Genomic DNA, 18916 nt, shown 5'->3' with positions numbered 1-18916 from the left:
GATTGCGTTGCAAAGAGACATTTGAGATAATCATTTTTATGTCTGTGGACGGATTTATTGAAACTTTACACCCACTGTTTGCGTACAGTTGAAAAAGGACTTTTTGAAGGATGAACGTGTTGGGATACCGCAATCCTTTCTTTTTTAGGTAAAGTTCTCTAAACTAGATAGATGATTCCTTCTACAAAGAAAGGTACTGATGGCATGAAGAAGCTTACAAAGGAGAGTTTGCATAGATTCACCCCTGCGCAAGTAATCGTATTTTATTATTTTTTGGCAATTGCTTGTTCATTTTTATTACTGAATTTGCCTGGTGTCTATTTGCCTGGCGTTAAAGTTAGCTTTATTGATAGTCTTTTCACCGCTGTCAGTGCTGTCAGTGTAACAGGCTTAACACCCATCAGCATAGGGGATACTTATACCGTTTTCGGTCTCTGTATGTTAATGCTTGTGCTGCAATTAGGTGGAATCGGTATTATGTCGATAGGTACATTTTTCTGGCTTCTCGTGAAAAAGAGAATTGGCTTGCGGGAACGTCAATTAATAATGGTCGATCATAACCAATATTCATTTGCTGGTGTTGTGCAGCTCATAAAACAAATTGTTGGGATTATTTTCATTATCGAAATTACGGGTGGTGTCATTTTAACGTTATACATTATGCGTTTTTATGACACATTTAGTGAAGCGTTGCTTAACGGGATGTTTATGTCCGTGTCTGCAACGACAAATGCCGGTTTTGACATTACAGGAGCATCCTTACATCCCTATTATAATGATTATTTTGTTCAGTCCGTCATAATGGTGCTCATCATTCTTGGGGCGATCGGTTTTCCTGTCCTTATTGAAGTGAAAGGGTATTTTTCTAAAAAAGTTCCAAACTTCCGCTTTTCGTTATTTACGAAAATTACTACGGCAACATTCGGATTGTTGCTCGTTTGGGGCGCAATTATGATTTTCATTTTGGAATCATTTCATTCATTTAAAGGAATGACATGGCATGAAAAGATATTTACGTCTCTCTTTCATTCAGTATCGGCAAGGTCAGCAGGATTGACGACGTATGATATTACAAAATTTAGTGATGCGACAGATATTTTCATTTCATCGTTAATGTTCATAGGTGCTTCTCCAAGCTCAGTGGGAGGCGGAATTCGAACGACGACGTTTGCAATCGCTATATTGTTCCTCATAAACTTTGCACGTGGAAATAACGTCATCAATATCTTTAGGCGTGAAGTGAAGCTTGTGGACGTGTATCGATCATATGCTGTCATCCTTCTTGCGGCAATGATGGTCATGACTGCATTGTTAATATTGCTCGTAACTGAAAAGAATATCCCGGTAGTCGCATTGTTGTTTGAAATCACATCCGCGTTCGGTACGTGTGGGATGTCACTTGGTATTACATCTGATTTATCCGTTGTCGGTAAAGTAATTATCATGATTTTAATGTTTATCGGAAGAGTGGGACTTATTTCGTTCTTATATACATTAGGTGGAAAGACGAATAAAAGACCTTATACGTATCCAAAAGAACGAGTCATTATTGGATGAGGGAAATAATAAAAAAACGCGTGGACCGTTATCCGGTCGCACGCGTTTTTTTATCGGACTGTAATCGAGTCCATGGCTATTTTATCAGTTGAACGAATTGATTCACGCATAAAACGGAATTGTGGTTTGTGTCCACGGCAAAAGAAGGTTATTAAGTAGCCTTTTTCCATGCAGTACGCCATTGCATCATCTCCATTTGGTCGTACATTGATCGGTGTGATGAACGTATGTTTACGGATATTGCGTTCTGTTAAACGTGTGGGCGTGACGATGTCTTTAAGATAATGCTCATCTTGTAAAATACGTTGTTCAAGACTAGTTAATTCATTGGCATCAAGCTCTACATCCCACCAAATATGACGCGGTTGGAACGAATGGTGAGCTAAATAATCGATTTTCATGAGACTACGGATGATGTTCATGTCCCCTCGTTCAGTCTCCTCTAAAAATGCTTGGAGACGTGTGTAGAGGTCTTGCAACTGATGCCCGATTCTTGACCAGCCACGCGTCTCCCAGTAGGTCCCGAATTGTTGGAAGAAGTCAAACGGTGTCTCGAATACATGAGAAACAATATACTCGATTGTTCGTGGCATACGATTGTCATTCCAATATTTTTCGAGTACGTCTTCGGTCTGTTTAATCTGAAGAATCTCATCGAACGTTAACACATTATTCGAAAGGATTTCATAGGGTGCCTCATCGATATACGTATAACCGTATTGTTCCGCTTGGATTCGTAACCCTGTTCCGCGCAACAGCTTAAGGAAACCTAGCTGCAGTTCTTCAGGACGCATCGCGAATACATCATTAAATGTACGTCTAAAGGAGTTGTAATCTTCTTCAGGCAACCCGGCAATCAAATCTAAGTGTTGTGCGATCTTTCCTCCTTCTTTTACCATTGTGACTGTTCGAGAAAGCTTTTCAAAATTTTGTCGTCGCTTCACTAATTCATTCGTCAAATCGTTTGTCGATTGGACACCAATTTCAAATCGGAATAGACCGGCAGGGGCATTCTCATTTAAGAAATTGATGACTTCAGGGCGCATAATGTCACCTGTAATCTCAAATTGAAAAACCGTACCTGGCACATGTTCATCAATTAAAAACTGAAACATTTCCATCGCATAGCTTCGACTAATATTGAATGTGCGGTCAACGAATTTGATTGTTTTCGCTCCATTTTTCATTAAATATCGAATATCGTCTTTAATTGCCTCCCGATTGAAATACCGAACGCCAACTTCGATTGACGATAAACAGAACTGACAAGAAAACGGACATCCTCTGCTCGTTTCGATGTAGGTGACACGGTTACTGAGGTGGGGTAAGTCTTCATGAAACCTAAATGGTGAAGGTACTTCACGTAAGTCGAGCTTTGGTCCAGGAGGAGTTGCTTTGAAGATGCCATTTTCTATGTAGGCAATCCCTTGGACTTCTGTTAAATCTATCTTACCTGCGTAGTAATCTAACAATTGTTTAAATGTTCTTTCGCCTTCTCCAATAACAATTACATCGATTTCGGGAACTTTTTCCAACCATTTATCGTAATCATATGTGACTTCAGGTCCGCCTGCAATGATAATTAAATCTGGGTTCGTCTTTTTCAACGTTCGAATTACTTTTAAGGATTCTTCTATATTCCAAATATATAAGCTGAATCCGACAATTTTTGGTTTTTTTTGATGGATATCTGCTACAATATTTAAAATGGGATCTTTAATTGTGTACTCCGTAAGTACTGGTTCATATTCAGGTTGTGCATATGCCTTTAAGGAACGGATCGCTAAATTCGTATGAATATACTTTGCATTTAGAGTAGTAAGGATAATGTTCATGTTTTTTCACCTTTTTTAGTAGTATTTAAGTAGTGTGTCTTGATACGTGTAATTAGTTATATGTGACTATTTTAATGTGTGTAGGAATATGAAATAATCAAAAATAAAGATAATTATTAAAAATGTATTTCTTCTCATCAAATCTATTCATTGCTCATATTGTCTACAAATGACATAGGAGGTATCAAATTGAGTGATCTTGAAAAAACGAGAAAAAGTTTGTCGTTCCTAGTGGATGACAGCCTTCGACCGGGTCTCATCTTGCATATGGATGGAAACGTCCTGTATGAAAATGAAGCATTCAAACTGTGTTTTGACAGTGTAACGAATCGAAATATCGTCCAATTACTAGATGCATCATCGTATGAAGCTTTCGAAAAATTTACGCGTAAAGCTAAACGATCAGGATGCATGATGATGGAAATGATGCCGAAGAAAGTCATGTTAACCGAAAAGCATCCTGTGGATATGCAGTTACTCTTTGTTCCTGATGTTAATAAAATGATCGTAATGTTTGATGCTGTTCATCTTCAAATGCTCCCCTCAATGAAAACATATGTTAATGCATTTAACCAATCATCCAACTTCATCCTCCTCGTGGACCAGGAGGGAATCATTAGGGACGTTAACGCCATGCATACTGTTTTCATCAACCGAAGACGGGAAGAACTGATTGGCGAAAACATTTCTACAGTCCTCTCCATCATCGATTCTAGAAATACCAATAACTTTGCGGAATTATGTGAAACTGTGAAAAGACAAGGTTGTGTAGAAACATTTAAATCGTACCAACGGACACAGGAAGATACGCGTCATTATCATATTACTACGTATTACGATCAAGAAACAAATATGTATATTATTCAAATGGCCGATTCAACAGAAAAAGAGAACCTTCAAGTCCAATTGGCACATTCAGGATCTCTATCAGCAGTTGGTCAGATTGCAGCGAGCATTGCGCATGAAATTCGTAACCCGATAACAACGTTAAAAGGATTTACACAGTTATTAAAAGCATCCGCTTCAGACGATTCAAAACGGTATATATCCGTTATTGAAGATGAAATCGATCGGATGGAATCGATTCTGGGAGAAATGCTAGTGCTGTCAAAACCGTCTGTAAAGAAGAAGAGTATTTTTTCACTGGAAATTCTAGTAGATGAAATGGTGGCAGTGTTACAACCAAAAGCACTTATGGAAGGAATTGAAATTGATACCGATATTCGTGTAAAGGAAAGTCCACTTCTGCATGGTGACCCAGATAAATTTAAACAAGTCTTATTGAATCTTTTCAAGAATGCCCTGGAATCGATGGAACACGGTGGGATTTTGACAATTCAGCTTTCAGAAGAAGACAAAAAATTAATGTTGACAATTAAAGATACAGGCAAAGGAATGACCTTGCATCAAGTGAATCAAATTTTCATGCCCTTTTTTAGCTCAAAGCCCGGTGGTACAGGTTTAGGTTTACCATTCGTCTTGAAGACAGTAGAAGAGCATGGAGGAACGATTGCGGTAGAAAGTCAACTGGAAATCGGGACAAAATTCGTGTTGACATTGCCAAAAAAGAATGAGGCTGCTAACGAAATGATGAATTGCAAACGGACGATTGTTTCATAACAATGGATATTTTGACACTTCCTTCAACTGAACAGTATAATAGTGTCACAGAGTTAAGGAATAATAGAAGGTGGATTTGAATAATGGCGAATGGTAAGGATACGGCCCGTGCATTAAAGTTATTTATTGTCCTTTCGAGGGCAAGCAAAGTCGTCTTGGAAGAAGCGAACAAGTTAATTGAAACCTATGATTTAAATCCAACTGAATTTGCGGTATTAGAATTGTTGCATCACAAAGGAAGGCAGCCTATTCAAAAAATTGGTCAAAAAATTTTATTACGAAGTGGGTCTATGACATATGTTGTAGATAAGCTTGAAAAAAGAGGACTCCTTGAAAGGGTTTCCAGTATGGAGGATAAAAGAATTACGTATATGTCGATTACACCAGCAGGTACAGCGTTAATTGAAGAGATCTTTCCCTCCCATGAAGAGAATATTGCTGGAATCATGTCGACACTTAGTGCTGAAGAACAAGAACATGCAATTCATCTTATAAAAAAATTAGGCTTATCAGTTAGGGATTTATCTTAAAGTCGAACTTATTATTAATCATACTTAAAAAGAGGCTGGGACATAACATAAAAAAACTGCAATATGGTAGCTAATTCGCCGTCATGCAGTTTTTTTATATTTTTCCAATGTTTCTTTTCGAATCATGAGTGAATCGGAGCGGAAAAAGGCCGACTCCTGCGGGATTGTAGCGCGAATGTTGAGACCCCGCAGGAAGCGCAGCGGACGAGGAGGCTCAAGCGCGCCCCGCGGAAAGCGTGCCTTTTGGAGCGCAGAGTAACGGTCTATTTAGAGTTTTGTCCCACTCTCTTTCCTTTATTCATTGAATGGTTTCGCCCATTTTTAGAAAATCATTTGTAAATTCTCCATCTTGAGCATCAAAAATTGTCAATCTGACAATCATATCCCCTTTTTCAAAAAGCACTCCTGTGACGGGACCTGTAGCGGTTTCTACTTTAAAAGCTTGAACGTTTGACACACCCTCGTTGGAGTTAGTGTAGACATCATTCACTTCTTCGGGTTCAACTCCATCACTTGAGGCTTTTAAAACTTCTTGCATATTTTCCGCAAGGTAATCATACAAGCCATCTTCTGCAGTTTTAGTTTCAATGCGCATAAACGCTGACTCATTGGTATTTGAGTACAAGCTATCTCGGCCAGGCTCTTCACTTGTTAATGTGTAGCCAGGTAACACTTTAAGTGCATAGGGTTGTTCATCGCTTTCTGTCAACGTAGCATCTGCCAGCTCATCGGAAGAGTCCGAAGAAGAAGTTTCTGAATCGTCGCTACCACTTTCCTCGGTACCGTCAGTTGTCGTACTCTCATCAGTCGAACTTTCCTCTGAAGGATTGACCGACTGTTCTTGTTTTTCTTTAGCGGGTTCTTCATTGTTGCTTTCTGTGCCGCATGCTGCAAGGAGTAGGGTTGCGGCAAGCCCGGTGTATAAAATTTTAAATTTAATCTTCATTCATAATCCCTCCCATTTACTAATTGGACGTATCATTGGCTGAAACGTTTCACTGATCACTTCCATGAATAATTGTATACCGTTTATGGTTGACAACTGTTTTTTCTTCCAGCTCAAGTTCATCGAAGTTTTCCATGAATGTCAAATCGACAATGACAGAGTTCTCATTTACTTTTTCAACAATCCCTTGTAAACCATCTCTGAATTCTATAATGTTGCCAACTTCTGCGATTTTCATAGTTCGCCAGCTCCTTAAACAGATTATCTTTTATAGTGTGCCTTAAAATGTTCAATTCGTAAAGGTTTTCACTCAAAAAATTGTGCAATTTCATAAGAAACAACGAGATTGTTAAAACGTTTCTAATTATTTGTAAAATAGGTTATACTAGACTTTTAAAACTATTATTCTCGGGAGGCTAGCGCATGAGATGTTTATTGGAAGAACAAATCGAATTGACGCGTCAAGAGTTGAGTGCGATAGCGTTAGAAAAGGGGATTTCTTCTAAAGAGACGATTGAAGTGAGTGAAGAACTTGATCGTTTATTGAATGCGCTCCAAACAATAGACGAGTTGCCGGGATAATAGATGATTAGGGGAATAGGGAGGATTATGTAAAATGGTGACGTTACAAGAGTTTCGAGAAGAATTGAATGAAGCGGTTGTGGGGAGAGAAAAGGAATTTGATCTATTGTTAATTGCCCTTTTACAAGGAGGGCATGTGTTGCTTGAAAGTGTGCCGGGTTCCGGTAAGACAATGATGGCAAAAAGTTTTGCCAATACATTCAAAGGGATTTTTAAACGTGTTCAGTTCACCCCGGATGTACTACCGTCCGATGTGACAGGTATTCGATTTTTTAATCCACAAACACAGGAGTTTGTCTTAAAAGCAGGACCTGTACAAGCGAATATCCTTTTAGCGGATGAAGTGAATCGAGCGACCCCACGTACACAGTCAAGTTTGTTGGAAGCTATGGAAGAGAAGCAGGTAACGATTGATGGAGAAACGATTGAATTGCCTACTCCATTCATGGTCATTGCCACACAAAATCCTATTGAATCTCAGCAGGGAACTTTTCCGTTACCGGCTGCTCAGTTAGATCGTTTTCTATTTAAATTGACAATCGATTATCCTTCATTTGATGAAGAACATGAGATTTTGCGCCAATATGGTTCTAAACCTGGAGAAATTCGAACAAAAGCGCTTGTCGACGCTCAACTTGTCCGTCAATGGGCAAAAGAAGCCGGAGAAGTGACTGTCCATGAAGATATTGAAAGATACATTCTAAAGATTGTTCGAGCTACAAGAGAACACCCTATGATGGAACTTGGGTTAAGTTCACGAGCTGCACTTGCAATCCTACAAGCCACTAGAGCAAAAGCATATATAGAAGGCAGGAAGTATGCTACACCGGATGATGTGAAAGCGATTGTGGCACCTGCTGCATTGCATCGACTGGAGTTATCGACAGAAGGTATGTTAACACGCTCGGTAGAGGAAGTGTTGAATGAAATTGTCAATCATGTGACTGCTCCGATTGAGGCGACTGTATGATGAATTGGATCCGCTATGAGCATGGGTTCAAGGCGATCTACAACGGCATGCTCCTTACACTTACATTATTTCTACTCTGTGCAGTGTTTGGTTTATCTACACTAGCGGCTTGTTTTGCTTCAGTATTTGCAATGTTGGCTTTTCAGAATTATTATTTCTCCAAAATTGGAGAGGGGTTGACTGTTCGATTCAAAGCGAAACAAAAACGAATCTTAATTGGGCATGACGAAGAACTCATAATGGAATTTGAGAACGGTAGGGTCCCTATTTGGAACGGCACACTTGTTTTGTCAATGGAAGATTCGGTTGCACCGAAAAATTTGTTAATGAAAAACTTTAGTGGAATCTATGATATTTATATTCCTTTTGCAATTGGTCGTCATGAAACGACAGAAATTCGTATTCCGTTAGAAGGGAAAAAACGAGGCAAATCAAGAATAACGAGGGTGTTGCTGGAAATTCCTCATATGTTTGGGGATGGTTCAGTCAATATGGAACTAAAAGATGTAGTCAGTTATAAAAGTATCGTATACCCAAGAATTACGAAGTTAGGAAGAGAGCTGACACCATCGCCTTTTAAACCAGGAGAATTTCAACAACGGCAGTCATTGTTTGTTGATCCTTTCCAACCGATCGGTACGCGTGATTATATGCCCAATGACCGATTTGATCAGATTCACTGGTCAGCTTCTGCGAGAATGCAAAAACTGCAGACGAAAGAATTTCAGCCAATTAGTGCACAAATGATTGTTTTGATGATGAACGCGCTTGAGAAAGACCGAGGTTATCATGACTTTGAAGCAAAAATTGAACGGCTTGTCGCATACGCGGATTATTGTACGAAAAATGAGATTCCTTATGCGGTTGCCATTAATTTGCGTACTTTGGGAGGAAGACCCTACTTGTTCATTCCAAGTGGCTCTGGAAAATTGCACTTTCAAGAGGTAATGGAAATGATGGCGCAAATTTCAGATCGTTATGCGAAAATGCCTTTTGAGGAGATGATGAAACATATGGAGAGTTCAGGTCAGCTCTCTCCAACGATTATACTTATCTCTCATGTTCAAGAAAGGTTTCAAAGGATTGTTCATCAGTGGGAAAGACGTTATACAGTTACAGTCGATACTTCTTTTGAAAGGGATGAAAATGGATGGGAGAAGCCAGAATTGAAGATGACAGGAACCGATTCAGTAATTCCGAGCGCTTGATTGTTGAGTTATCGCTCCTGGCTTACATTTTTGCTTTCTTTCCACAAGAAGTTCATGCGGTTGTAGCGTTTGTATGGATCTTGATTGCGTTATTTGGAGGCATTGTAAGCTATTTCTTGTTTAGTAAGCGTGATTATTCAATAGGGCTGGGTATAGGTTTGGCCTTAAGTTTGACGATGCTAGTTTTGTTTGCAGGTGTTCCGCTTATGAGCGGCTGGTTTATATTCTTGTTTGCATTGTGGCGGATACAAGGGAATTTTAATGGTTCTCGCATTCATGGTTGGCCGTTTTTATTCGTAAATACATTTGTATTTGTCATACTAACAGTTCTTGTTCGGTTATTGTTTCCAATGGATAACCCTGGAGTTAGGATTCAGGAGCAGGTTGTCATCTATCTTGTTATCACATTTCTGTATTTCTTTGTGCGAATGTTGACGATTTGGAGTAATAGCCGCAAATTAGCTAATTTTAAATTAGTCGATGCCAATCGAATATTCTTCTCCATTATTGGGCTAGGCAGTGCAGTATTTGCACTTATCGCATTTGGCTTGAAACCTGTGCGTCTTGGATTATTCATGTTAATGGGTTTTTTATTCAACGGATTGTTCACGCTGTTCGGTAAAGCGACGAGTCCGCTTGTTGAGTATATTAACCGTGAAGCTACAAAAATTCAAGAGGAATTGGAAGATGAGTCGAGTGCCGTTGATTTTGAAATGCAAGAAGAGGCAAAAGTGTTTGGGGACGAAGGAAGTATTTTTGAATATACGATGTTTGCGGTGACTGCTTTTTTATTACTTGCTGCAACAATTTACTTGTTTAGAAGAAAACGAAGAACAAAGCAGATAGAGAAGAAAGAACCGTATACGTTTACATCTAAAGGGAGAAAGCGGAATAACGTGAGTCCTCTTAAACTAACGTATGATTATTCAATTGCGCGAGATGTTGTTAGACAAGCTTTTGAAAGTTTTGAGTTAGAAGCAAAAAAATACAATTTTTCTCGGTTTCAAGGTGAGACTGTCTCTGAATGGTTTGCGAGAATGGGGTGGAAGCAGGAAGTACTTGTTGTAACGCTTTACAATGATGTTCGTTACGGTGCCTATATCCCTTCAGAATTGGAGCAAAACACATTTTTACAAGCACTTGAAAAAATAAAGGAAAACTTTTTTACGAAATAGGTTTAACCTTTGTATGATCAGGGCATAGTATGATTGAACACAGCAACATTCTCATTTCCCCCTTTTGAGGACAGAACCTTTTCAGGTTTTGTCCTCCTTTTTTTGTTGAACATTGTTTATAATGAGAGTAATACATATATTGGAGGGGTCAACTTGGAGAAGGCGAAAATAGCGTTCATTGGCACGGGTGTAATGGGTAAAAGTATTGTAAAGCATTTGTTGCAAGCGGGACATGAAGTCACAGTTTATACGAGAACAAAAGCAAAAGCGGAGGAACTGCTTCAGTTTGGGGCTAAATGGGCTGAAACAGTTGGGCAAGCGGTTGAAGGGGCGAGCGTTATTTTTTCGATGGTCGGTTACCCAACTGATGTGGAGGAAGTGTTCTACGGTAGTGGCGGGATTTTAGAGAATGCTAATTCTCAGGCTTTGTTTATTGACATGACGACTTCCAGCCCTTCGTTAGCGCAGCGCATGGATGCTGATGCGAGGGAAAGAGGTTTGTATACACTAGACGCGCCAGTATCGGGTGGAGATGTTGGGGCACAAAATGGTACACTTTCTATTATGTGTGGAGGGGCTGAAGAAGTGTTCGAAAGGGCGCTACCTTTCTTACAACTATTCGGTAAGCAAATTGTGTATCAGGGTCCTTCAGGGGCTGGCCAGCATACAAAAATGTGTAACCAAATCGCTATTGCGACAGGCATGATTGGCGTTTGTGAAGCACTCGTCTATGGAAAGAAAGCGGGTCTGGATTTAGATACTGTATTACAGTCCATTGCAACAGGTGCAGCGGGATCTTGGTCATTGTCCAATTTGGCTCCTCGAATCATAAAAGGAGATTTTGAGCCGGGTTTTTACGTAAAGCATTTTGTGAAAGATATGAAAATTGCTTTGGAGGAAGCTGATAGGATGGGAGTAGCTCTTCCTGGTCTTCAAATGGCAAAGGATTTATATGCAGAGTTAATAGAGGAAGGGTATGGAGAAAAAGGTACTCAAGTGTTATTTATGAAATATAAGAATTGATTGATAGATGGAGTTAAAGGTACAAGAAACAGAGGGTGGCATGCTGTTTGTATTAGTGAAAAATAGAACAACGCGTGAAAGCAAAGGAAAAGGCCGATTGCTTTTACGCGTTTTTTTCTGTTTGATGTTCGTCACGCAATGTCAACTCTTTGGTGATCCTACACTTACTTCCCATCTAAGTAAGAGGAACGGAAGGGTTGTGTATGTGACATTCGTTTGGTTTTGTGTTCCTTTATTGCAGGTCTTTTTTTAGGAGGAGTTTGGTGTACGACAGAGTCTTCACCAATGAATGATAGCAACAATTCTTTAGCTGCTTTTAAATTCATATGGATTTGAGGGTTTCGGAATTGTTGGTCTTGATTGCCAAGGTGAGGGAGAGATGTGAAGTCTTCTTTTGTTGGTAAGGTATGAAAGAGAAAATCACTGCATGCCACAAGAACTGTTGAGCTTTGTTTGCTTAATTGAGGATTCTCAATAAAATGCAAACCGATTTTTTGGGCATCCCCATTTCGAAGGAGTTGTTGAATCGCTTTGTTTTTCAATGTATACAACTCACGATTATTCGTAGCTGTTTTGGCGTGTCGGTTCACGGTATAGATGGCGATTGCCAATTGCTGTATTCTTTCTTCGTTAGTCACTTTTATCCTCCGCTCAAATATTGTCGTCTGTCCTCCTATCATAGCATAGTTGAAACTAAAATGAAGTAGAGATGAATTTCACACAGATTACGCTACGATTTAATACCAAAACTCATTGATCATCGTCTTAACTCTTCGTGACATATGTGTACGGTACTACGGTTCGTTTACAGAAATTTACGTAGAGACACTATTTTTTTGTCGAATAAAAAGGTATACTTGTAAAATAACGTAGAATAGTAGGAAAACATGTATAATGATCGCCCTTAGCAAGAGATGTCCCCCTACTGCTCGTTAAAAGACAATCGACATGCATGGAGGCATACATGGAGAATAAAACTGTACAAGAACATCATGACGAAACACTGTGTACATATTTACAACAACATCCTCACAGTCTTGCCATCCTGATCGGCAGTATGCACGGCGACGATTGGACGGTTCTGTCCACAAACGAAGAAGCAAAGCGGTTTTTTGAAGAAAGTGAAGGGCTAGACGCGGCCAGCTACTTTGGACCATTCTGGGCGCCTTTACGTAAACAGATAGGTACAATGTGCTCTACACAAACGAGTAAAAACCAGATCGCTTATGAAATATATGAACAAGCTCACATATTTGAGTCAATTATCATTCGCCAAGCTTCAGAACACTATCAAGAAATGTATGTGATTGAATTACGTTCACAAGAAGCGCTATTGGAAGAACAGAAAATCCGTATAGAATTCGAACAAAAATATATGTCAGTAATTGAGCATAATTTAGATCCGATTATTACAATTAATCGCAGCAATCGTATTACGTACGCAAATATATCCGTTCATAATGCGTTTGGTTATCGAATGAAAGAACTGTCCGGACGTTCTGTCATCGATCTTTTGAGTGATGAAAAGAAAGAGGAATTCGATCACTTTATCGCACGGGCTTTTGCCGGTGAGTCATTAGAAATGGAAGGGATATCATTCTTTCATAAAAAAGGAAAGTATGTGACTTCCTATATAAAAGCAATTCCTGTAAAAATTAACGGATCAATTGATGAAATTCACTTGATTTTGCGCGATACTTCTTATCATCAAAAGAATAATGAAAAGTTATTGTTTTTATCTTATCACGATCAATTGACGGGTTTATGGAACCGACGTGCATTAAAAGAACATTTTAAAGTGGATGCCGACTATGCAAAGAAAAGTGATGAATATTTGTCTTTTATTCATTTAGACTTGGATCGCTTTAAAACGATTAACGATTCTCTTGGCCGCAATGGTGCGGATGAAATGCTGAAGATGATTGCCGACAGAATAAAAATGGTTTGTAGAAAGGATTGTAAGCTGTATCGAAATGGAGGGGACGAATACATTATCTCTTTCCGGAACCATTCCATTGACAGCACAGAATCATTGGTACAGCGGATTCTCAGTGATTTTACAAAACCTTTCTATTACAATCATCAAGAGTATTTCATCTCTGCATCAGTCGGTATTTCAGTCTATCCACATGATGGTGTATCACTTGAAGGATTATTGCAGAAGGCTGAGCAAGCTGTTTTGTACGTAAAAGAGAATGGTAGGTCCCATTATCGGTTTTATCGTGAAGATATGAATAGCACATTTACAGATTTGGCTTTAATGGAATCCCATCTTCGTCGAGCAATTGAATTTAATGAGCTTGCGGTTTATTATCAACCGCAAGTAAATTTAAATACAGGGCAAATCGATAGTTTTGAAGCGCTGTTACGATGGAATAATCGAAAGTTCGGTTTTGTTTCACCGATGGAATTCATCCCTTTAGCGGAAGAATCCGGCCTGATTCATACGATAGGTGATTGGGTGCTAGAAGTTGTTTGTAAGCAGTTGAAAGAATGGCAAGACAAACAATATCGTCCGGTTCGAATCGCTGTAAATATTTCTCCGAAACAATTCAGATCTGGAGATTTTGCACTGAAAACGAAAGAATTAATAGAAAAACATGAAATAGATGCCTCTTCTTTTGAAGTAGAAATTACGGAAACAGCATTAATGCACATGAACGATACTTTATTAACCTTGCAAAAACTAAAAGCAATTGGTGTAACTATTTCAGTGGATGACTTTGGAACAGGATACTCGTCTTTAAGTTATTTAAAGCAATACCCCATTGATATTATTAAAATCGATCGGTCTTTTATAAAAGACATTGAACATGATAAGAAGAACGAAGCAATTGCAAAAACGATTATTAACTTAGCCCATAACCTTGGAATGGAAGTTATCGCTGAAGGTGTGGAGAAAGAGTTGCAAGCAAAAATTCTTAAAGCGGCGGCATGCCATAAAGCACAAGGGTTCTTGTTTAGCAAACCCGTTCCCGCTTCACAAATTGTCGATCAATATTTTGACTGGATTTAACTAAAAAAATGAGGTACATGAAAGTGTGTAAGAAGTGACACATTTTCATGTGCTTTTTTAGTGTTCATCTATATCATATACAGAAAATTGTGCTATAATTATGAGTGAGTATTCATTCATAAAGGGGGAGTAACATGTTTGAGGAAAAAGTCATTATTGTAACAGGCGGTTCTAGCGGGATGGGCAAGTATATGGCGAGAAAGTTTGCTGAAGAGGGTGCTCACGTCATAATAACAGGACGGGATGAAGCGAAACTAGAACAAGCAAAATCAGAAATTGGGGAATCTGCATATTGTTATCAGATGGATGTCCGGTCAACTGAGCAAGTGCAGGGGCTAGTTGAGTTTGCAGATGAGAAATTCGGTAAGATTGATGGACTTGTAAATAATGCAGCTGGAAATTTTATTGTCCAAGCTGAAGATTTATCACCAAATGGCTGGAATGCGGTAATTGACATTGTATTGAATGGAACTTTTTACTGTTCAAGTGCTGTTGGCAAGTATTGGATAGAAAAGGGACAAAAAGGGAACATCTTAAACATGTTAGCCACATATGCATGGGATGCAGGCCCAGGGGTTGTTCATTCGGCAGCTGCGAAAGCTGGTGTCATGTCGTTGACTCGAACATTAGCAGTCGAGTGGGGACGTAAGTACGGCTTTAGGGTAAATGGAATTGCACCAGGACCTATTGAGCGCACAGGTGGAGCTGAAAAATTGTTCCAATCTGAAAAAGCGGTTCAACGTACAATCAATTCCGTTCCTCTTGGGCGTGTAGGAAAACCTGAAGAGATCGCTGAATTAGCAGCTTTCATTATGTCTGATAAAGCAGCTTATATGAATGGGGAAATCGTCACATTAGATGGTGGGCAGTGGTTGAACCAATATCCTTTCTAATAGGGATTGCTTTAGTATTGTTTCCATTAAATCGCACACCCTACGTCATAATGAAGTAGGGAGGTTTACTAGTATGATGGATATTTGGACAGTTCCAGTTGTGATTGTCATTCTTATTATCGCTTATATTGGGTGGAAATCTGTGCGAAATTGGAATGAACCTGTAGTTCGACTGAACAATAAAGACCAGCAAATCCCAGAGGTTGTGGAAGAAAACCCTTTTACTGTGAATCCGATTATTTGGGTGATCGCTGTCGCATCTGTGTTCATTCTGTTCGTGATTTTTTATTATTGGGCCTCTTCTTCATAAGAAGAGGTTTTTCACTTTGTATAGGTTGTCCAAATTACTTTCTTTATTTCCAGGCAGACGCGTTGGAAGTGCCCCGCGGAAAGCGTGCGCCGGAACGCAAGCCAACGGGTTCGAAGGAGTTTAACTGTAAATAAGTGAGTTAATCAACAAACCTGCATTGATTTTATTTCTCTTGCCCTTATTCTAATGCTCTTTCGCAATATGATACGCTGTTGGGAGACACTTATGGTATGATAGTGTTGAAGATTTGTTAGACAGCTTAAGAACCGAAGGAGCGATTCATTTATGATTTCTGTAAATAACAGGGATTTTTTGCATGTGCCGATTACAGACTATATTATTCCGTCTGAGAAAGTTGCACATGTGCAAGTTGGGAATAATGCTGAACACGCCCTTCTCGTCCTGACCAAGACTGGTTATTCTGCCATTCCTGTCATTGATTCGAAAAATCACTTAAGAGGTTTACTTGGTATCGGGATGATTACGGATTCCATTTTAGGATTGGAACGAATTGAATACGAACGGCTTTCAGACTTAAAAGTCGATGACATTATGCAAACAGACTTACCTACAATTAAAACAACCGATAAATTCCAAAAAGGACTAGATTTGTTAATTAACCATACGTTTTTATGTGTTACGGAAGAAGACGGGACATTTGCAGGGATATTGACAAGAAGAGTCATGTTAAAAGAGTTTAAAAAATACATTTACACAAAATAATCGATTCGATAGTCTGATTCGTCAGTATGCGTAACAAGTAAGGCTCCAAATTGGGGCCTTTTCCTAATTGTATACATAAATTATGGTTGGGTCATGGAGGGAAGAATATGACGAAAGGTATAACGACAAAACGGCCGCTCGTGCTTGTTTCAGTTATGCTTGCAATGTTCGTTGGGGCTGTTGAAGCGACAATTGTTTCCACAGCTATGCCCGCAATTGCAGCAGAGTTGGGGGGCTTTTCAAGATATAGTTGGATTTTTTCATCTTATTTATTAATGAGTACGGTGACAGTTTTAGTCTATGGGAAACTTGCTGATCTATTTGGCCGAAAGCCAATATTTTTTTTAGGACTTTCGATTTTTCTAATCGGCTCTATTCTTTGTGGTTTGGCGACATCCATGGAAATGTTAATTGTTTTCAGATTCATTCAAGGGTTAGGCGCTGGTGCAGTGATGCCGATTGCTACAACGATCGTAGGAGATATTTACACGACGGAAGAGCGAGCAAAAATACAAGGTTATTTGTCGAGTGTGTGGGGGATATCTGCCGTCTCAGGACCAGTTATCGGTGGTCTCATTGTTCAATACGTAGATTGGAAATATATCTTTTGGGTAAATGTTCCGCTTGGACTATTGGCGATGGCCGGTGTCTATTTGTTTTTGCATGAACCAGCAGTTGAACGTAAAGTGGCAATTGATAAGAAAGGAGCGTTATTACTGACGCTGTCGTTATCGTTCCTTCTTTTTTGGTTGGTTGAAGGAGGACAAGGGTTTCCCCGACTTTCTGCTATTAGCTTTGTCCTTCTCGTTTTGGGTCTTGCACTATTTACTTTGTTCATTTTTGTCGAGCGTGTTGCAGAAGATCCGATGATGCCATTTTCTATTTGGAAAAATCCGGTTATCCTCTATGCCAATCTAGTTTCATTGACGACTGGTGTCATTCTCATTGGCGTTTCGACTTATTTGCCGACTTTTGTAACTGGCGTAATGGAACAACCTGCAATTATTGCTGGATTTACTTTAACGACGATGTCCATTGGCTGGCCTATTGCATCATCTGTTGCTGGGCATTTATTAGTGAGATTTGGACCTTTTCCAGTTTCTTTTGTTGGTGGACTTTCTCTCATTGTTGGTGCTGTTCTGTTCGTCTTCATGTCAAGCGAATCAGGACCGGTATGGGCAGCAGTTGCCAGCTTTTTCATTGGTGTCGGCATGGGGCTAACAAGCACTTCGTTCACTGTCACAATCCAAGGATCTGTTGGTCGGGAAAAAAGAGGTACGGCTACAGCTGCAAATATGTTTATGCGAAATTTCGGCAATACAATTGGAGCAGCTATTTTTGGTGCAGTCCTAAATGGATCACTTTTATCTATTTTTAAGCGAGAGCACCTTTTTTATGAAGTAAATGATATAAACGCACTATTAACCTTAGATGAGCGATTGTTATTGCCAACGTTGAAGTTGCAATCTCTCCAAGAAGCATTGGACAGTTCATTGCAATGGGTCTATATTGTCGTGCTTCTCTTTGCCGTCATAAGTGTATTACTCATTTTACGCATTCCAAGAGGGAGGATGAATGAACGTGACGACAACTGAATTGGAAATTATTAAAGCACTTGCTGAAGAAGGAAACATGCGCAAAGCATCTGAGCGATTATTTCTCTCGCAGCCGGCATTGTCACAACGTCTACAGACGATTGAAAAAGAGTGGGGTGCAATGCTGTTTATCCGCTCACAAAAAGGCTTGGAACCGACACCTGCAGGCGAACTTGTTATCGCGTATGCAAGAGAAACGATTTTAAAGAAAGCAGAAACATTGGAAATGATCGCTTCACTTGCCGATAAAGTACATGGTACGTTGCGTATTGCGTGTGCATCCATTATTGGGCAAACTTGGTTGCCGCAAGTATTAAAAGAATTTGTCAGAATGTACCCCGATGCAAAAGTTTCTCTCATGACAGGTTGGAGTTCTGAAATTATGAAAGCTCTCTATGATGGGGAGGCCCATGTTGGAATTGTACGTGGACAAGTGGATTGGAAGAGCAAGAAAACGTATTTATTTAGGGATAAATTGTATTTAGTCGATCAAGAAATACAATCCATTGATGAATTGAAAAATACAGATCGACCGTTCATTCAATTCAAAAGTGATTCGAATTATTACATGGAAATTCAGAGATGGTGGCAACGACATTTTTCTCAATATCCCGGCCGTCAAATTACAGTCGACCAAATTGAGACGTGCAAACAACTTGCACTGAATGGAATTGGTTATGCGATTTTGCCAAACATTACGTTAACGGGCGATGAAAAAGTAAACAAAATTCCTCTTTTGAATAGTGAAGAAGAATTCGAATTGACAAGGGATACATGGCTGATTGGGTATGATTCCACATTTGCGTTAAAGCAAGTAAGTGCTTTTACAGAAGTGGTTATGGCGCATGCTGAAAAATTAAGAAAAGAATCAGAATAAAGGGGAACTTTCTTTCCTTTCCTACGTACTAATTAAGAAAGCTAAATAGATAAATG

General features: G+C 39.4%; 18 protein-coding genes. 14 read left to right on the top strand and 4 right to left on the bottom strand.

Annotated features, from left to right (window positions below; all coding sequences use genetic code 11):
* Positions 1-171 precede the first annotated feature (171 nt).
* Positions 172-1557, top strand: a complete 1386-nt coding sequence (locus tag QT711_RS02115) for a TrkH family potassium uptake protein (protein WP_398295418.1) — start codon at positions 172-174, stop codon at positions 1555-1557.
* A 50-nt stretch (positions 1558-1607) separates the two neighbouring features.
* Here QT711_RS02115 and QT711_RS02110 read toward each other — a convergent pair whose 3' ends face one another.
* On the bottom strand, positions 1608-3392 hold the full coding sequence (locus QT711_RS02110) for a B12-binding domain-containing radical SAM protein (protein WP_317941830.1): 1785 nt from the start codon (positions 3390-3392) through the stop codon (positions 1608-1610).
* Between the two features lie 189 nt (positions 3393-3581).
* Here QT711_RS02110 and QT711_RS02105 point away from each other — a divergent pair, with 189 nt between their 5' ends.
* Together QT711_RS02105 and QT711_RS02100 are read left to right on the top strand one after the other, a co-directional pair.
* Positions 3582-5012: an ATP-binding protein gene (locus tag QT711_RS02105; RefSeq protein WP_317941829.1), complete on the top strand. Its 1431-nt coding sequence runs from the start codon at positions 3582-3584 to the stop codon at positions 5010-5012.
* Positions 5013-5095: 83 nt separating this feature from the next.
* Positions 5096-5542, top strand: coding sequence for a MarR family winged helix-turn-helix transcriptional regulator (locus tag QT711_RS02100; protein WP_317941828.1), 447 nt, complete (start codon positions 5096-5098; stop codon positions 5540-5542).
* A gap of 298 nt (positions 5543-5840) precedes the next feature.
* Here the strand turns inward: QT711_RS02100 and QT711_RS02095 are convergent, their stop codons facing one another.
* Complete coding sequence (locus tag QT711_RS02095; protein ID WP_317941827.1) at positions 5841-6488, bottom strand: hypothetical protein; 648 nt, start codon at positions 6486-6488, stop codon at positions 5841-5843.
* A gap of 49 nt (positions 6489-6537) precedes the next feature.
* Complete coding sequence (locus tag QT711_RS02090) at positions 6538-6726, bottom strand: YkvS family protein (protein ID WP_317941826.1); 189 nt, start codon at positions 6724-6726, stop codon at positions 6538-6540.
* A gap of 185 nt (positions 6727-6911) precedes the next feature.
* Between QT711_RS02090 and QT711_RS02085 the strand changes: the two genes are divergently transcribed.
* The 5 genes from QT711_RS02085 (at position 6912) to QT711_RS02065 (ending at position 11446) form a co-directional block, all read left to right on the top strand.
* Positions 6912-7070 (top strand): aspartyl-phosphate phosphatase Spo0E family protein, encoded by a 159-nt coding sequence (locus tag QT711_RS02085; protein WP_317941825.1) that lies wholly within the window; start codon positions 6912-6914, stop codon positions 7068-7070.
* Positions 7071-7104: 34 nt separating this feature from the next.
* Complete coding sequence (locus QT711_RS02080) at positions 7105-8040, top strand: AAA family ATPase (protein ID WP_317941824.1); 936 nt, start codon at positions 7105-7107, stop codon at positions 8038-8040.
* Positions 8037-9248: a DUF58 domain-containing protein gene (locus QT711_RS02075; RefSeq protein WP_317941823.1), complete on the top strand. Its 1212-nt coding sequence runs from the start codon at positions 8037-8039 to the stop codon at positions 9246-9248. The genes QT711_RS02080 and QT711_RS02075 overlap by 4 nt, the downstream gene beginning before the upstream one ends.
* The gene (locus QT711_RS02070; RefSeq protein ID WP_317941822.1) at positions 9191-10423 is read left to right on the top strand and encodes a hypothetical protein; all 1233 of its coding nucleotides are present in this window, start codon (positions 9191-9193) and stop codon (positions 10421-10423) included. Before QT711_RS02075 ends, QT711_RS02070 begins: the two co-directional genes overlap by 58 nt.
* Positions 10424-10561: 138 nt before the next feature.
* Entirely contained in the window at positions 10562-11446 is an 885-nt protein-coding gene (locus tag QT711_RS02065) for an NAD(P)-dependent oxidoreductase (protein WP_317941955.1), read from the top strand.
* A gap of 164 nt (positions 11447-11610) precedes the next feature.
* Here QT711_RS02065 and QT711_RS02060 read toward each other — a convergent pair whose 3' ends face one another.
* Positions 11611-12084, bottom strand: coding sequence for a YkyB family protein (locus QT711_RS02060; protein WP_317941821.1), 474 nt, complete (start codon positions 12082-12084; stop codon positions 11611-11613).
* 326 nt (positions 12085-12410) lie between these two features.
* On the opposite strand from QT711_RS02060, the gene QT711_RS02055 reads away from it, so the two are divergent.
* The 6 genes from QT711_RS02055 (at position 12411) to QT711_RS02030 (ending at position 18860) form a co-directional block, all read left to right on the top strand.
* A complete protein-coding gene (locus tag QT711_RS02055; RefSeq protein WP_317941820.1) occupies positions 12411-14462 on the top strand; it encodes a putative bifunctional diguanylate cyclase/phosphodiesterase in 2052 nt (683 codons plus the stop codon).
* 134 nt (positions 14463-14596) lie between these two features.
* Positions 14597-15355, top strand: coding sequence for a 2,4-dienoyl-CoA reductase (fadH, locus tag QT711_RS02050; protein ID WP_317941819.1), 759 nt, complete (start codon positions 14597-14599; stop codon positions 15353-15355).
* A 73-nt stretch (positions 15356-15428) separates the two neighbouring features.
* Positions 15429-15665: a hypothetical protein gene (locus tag QT711_RS02045; RefSeq protein ID WP_317941818.1), complete on the top strand. Its 237-nt coding sequence runs from the start codon at positions 15429-15431 to the stop codon at positions 15663-15665.
* A 285-nt stretch (positions 15666-15950) separates the two neighbouring features.
* Positions 15951-16388, top strand: a complete 438-nt coding sequence (cbpB, locus tag QT711_RS02040; RefSeq protein ID WP_317941817.1) for a cyclic-di-AMP-binding protein CbpB — start codon at positions 15951-15953, stop codon at positions 16386-16388.
* A 107-nt stretch (positions 16389-16495) separates the two neighbouring features.
* Positions 16496-17983, top strand: coding sequence for an MDR family MFS transporter (locus tag QT711_RS02035; protein ID WP_317941816.1), 1488 nt, complete (start codon positions 16496-16498; stop codon positions 17981-17983).
* Positions 17964-18860 carry a LysR family transcriptional regulator gene (locus tag QT711_RS02030; protein ID WP_317941815.1) on the top strand — a complete coding sequence of 299 codons (897 nt, stop codon included), beginning with the start codon at positions 17964-17966 and terminating at the stop codon, positions 18858-18860. Before QT711_RS02035 ends, QT711_RS02030 begins: the two co-directional genes overlap by 20 nt.
* The last annotated feature ends 56 nt before the right edge of the window (positions 18861-18916 follow it).

The organism is Sporosarcina saromensis (genome assembly GCF_033253735.1).
GTDB classification, from domain to species: Bacteria; Bacillota; Bacilli; order Bacillales_A; family Planococcaceae; genus Sporosarcina; species Sporosarcina saromensis.
Note: the sequence above shows the minus strand (reverse complement) of the source record. Positions and strands in the feature narration are given on the sequence as shown.

What these genes read in the sequence shown, in the direction of transcription:
- cbpB (WP_317941817.1), top strand. Translation starts at nt 15,951, where the DNA reads ATGATTTCTGTAAATAACAGGGATTTTTTGCATGTGCCGATTACAGAC.
- QT711_RS02095 (WP_317941827.1), bottom strand. Translation starts at nt 6,488, where the DNA reads ATGAAGATTAAATTTAAAATTTTATACACCGGGCTTGCCGCAACCCTA.
- QT711_RS02075 (WP_317941823.1), top strand. Translation starts at nt 8,037, where the DNA reads ATGATGAATTGGATCCGCTATGAGCATGGGTTCAAGGCGATCTACAAC.
- QT711_RS02080 (WP_317941824.1), top strand. Translation starts at nt 7,105, where the DNA reads ATGGTGACGTTACAAGAGTTTCGAGAAGAATTGAATGAAGCGGTTGTG.
- QT711_RS02055 (WP_317941820.1), top strand. Translation starts at nt 12,411, where the DNA reads ATGGAGAATAAAACTGTACAAGAACATCATGACGAAACACTGTGTACA.
- QT711_RS02100 (WP_317941828.1), top strand. Translation starts at nt 5,096, where the DNA reads ATGGCGAATGGTAAGGATACGGCCCGTGCATTAAAGTTATTTATTGTC.
- QT711_RS02070 (WP_317941822.1), top strand. Translation starts at nt 9,191, where the DNA reads ATGGGAGAAGCCAGAATTGAAGATGACAGGAACCGATTCAGTAATTCC.
- QT711_RS02115 (WP_398295418.1), top strand. Translation starts at nt 172, where the DNA reads ATGATTCCTTCTACAAAGAAAGGTACTGATGGCATGAAGAAGCTTACA.
- QT711_RS02110 (WP_317941830.1), bottom strand. Translation starts at nt 3,392, where the DNA reads ATGAACATTATCCTTACTACTCTAAATGCAAAGTATATTCATACGAAT.
- QT711_RS02030 (WP_317941815.1), top strand. Translation starts at nt 17,964, where the DNA reads ATGAACGTGACGACAACTGAATTGGAAATTATTAAAGCACTTGCTGAA.
- QT711_RS02045 (WP_317941818.1), top strand. Translation starts at nt 15,429, where the DNA reads ATGATGGATATTTGGACAGTTCCAGTTGTGATTGTCATTCTTATTATC.
- QT711_RS02035 (WP_317941816.1), top strand. Translation starts at nt 16,496, where the DNA reads ATGACGAAAGGTATAACGACAAAACGGCCGCTCGTGCTTGTTTCAGTT.
- fadH (WP_317941819.1), top strand. Translation starts at nt 14,597, where the DNA reads ATGTTTGAGGAAAAAGTCATTATTGTAACAGGCGGTTCTAGCGGGATG.
- QT711_RS02085 (WP_317941825.1), top strand. Translation starts at nt 6,912, where the DNA reads ATGAGATGTTTATTGGAAGAACAAATCGAATTGACGCGTCAAGAGTTG.
- QT711_RS02090 (WP_317941826.1), bottom strand. Translation starts at nt 6,726, where the DNA reads ATGAAAATCGCAGAAGTTGGCAACATTATAGAATTCAGAGATGGTTTA.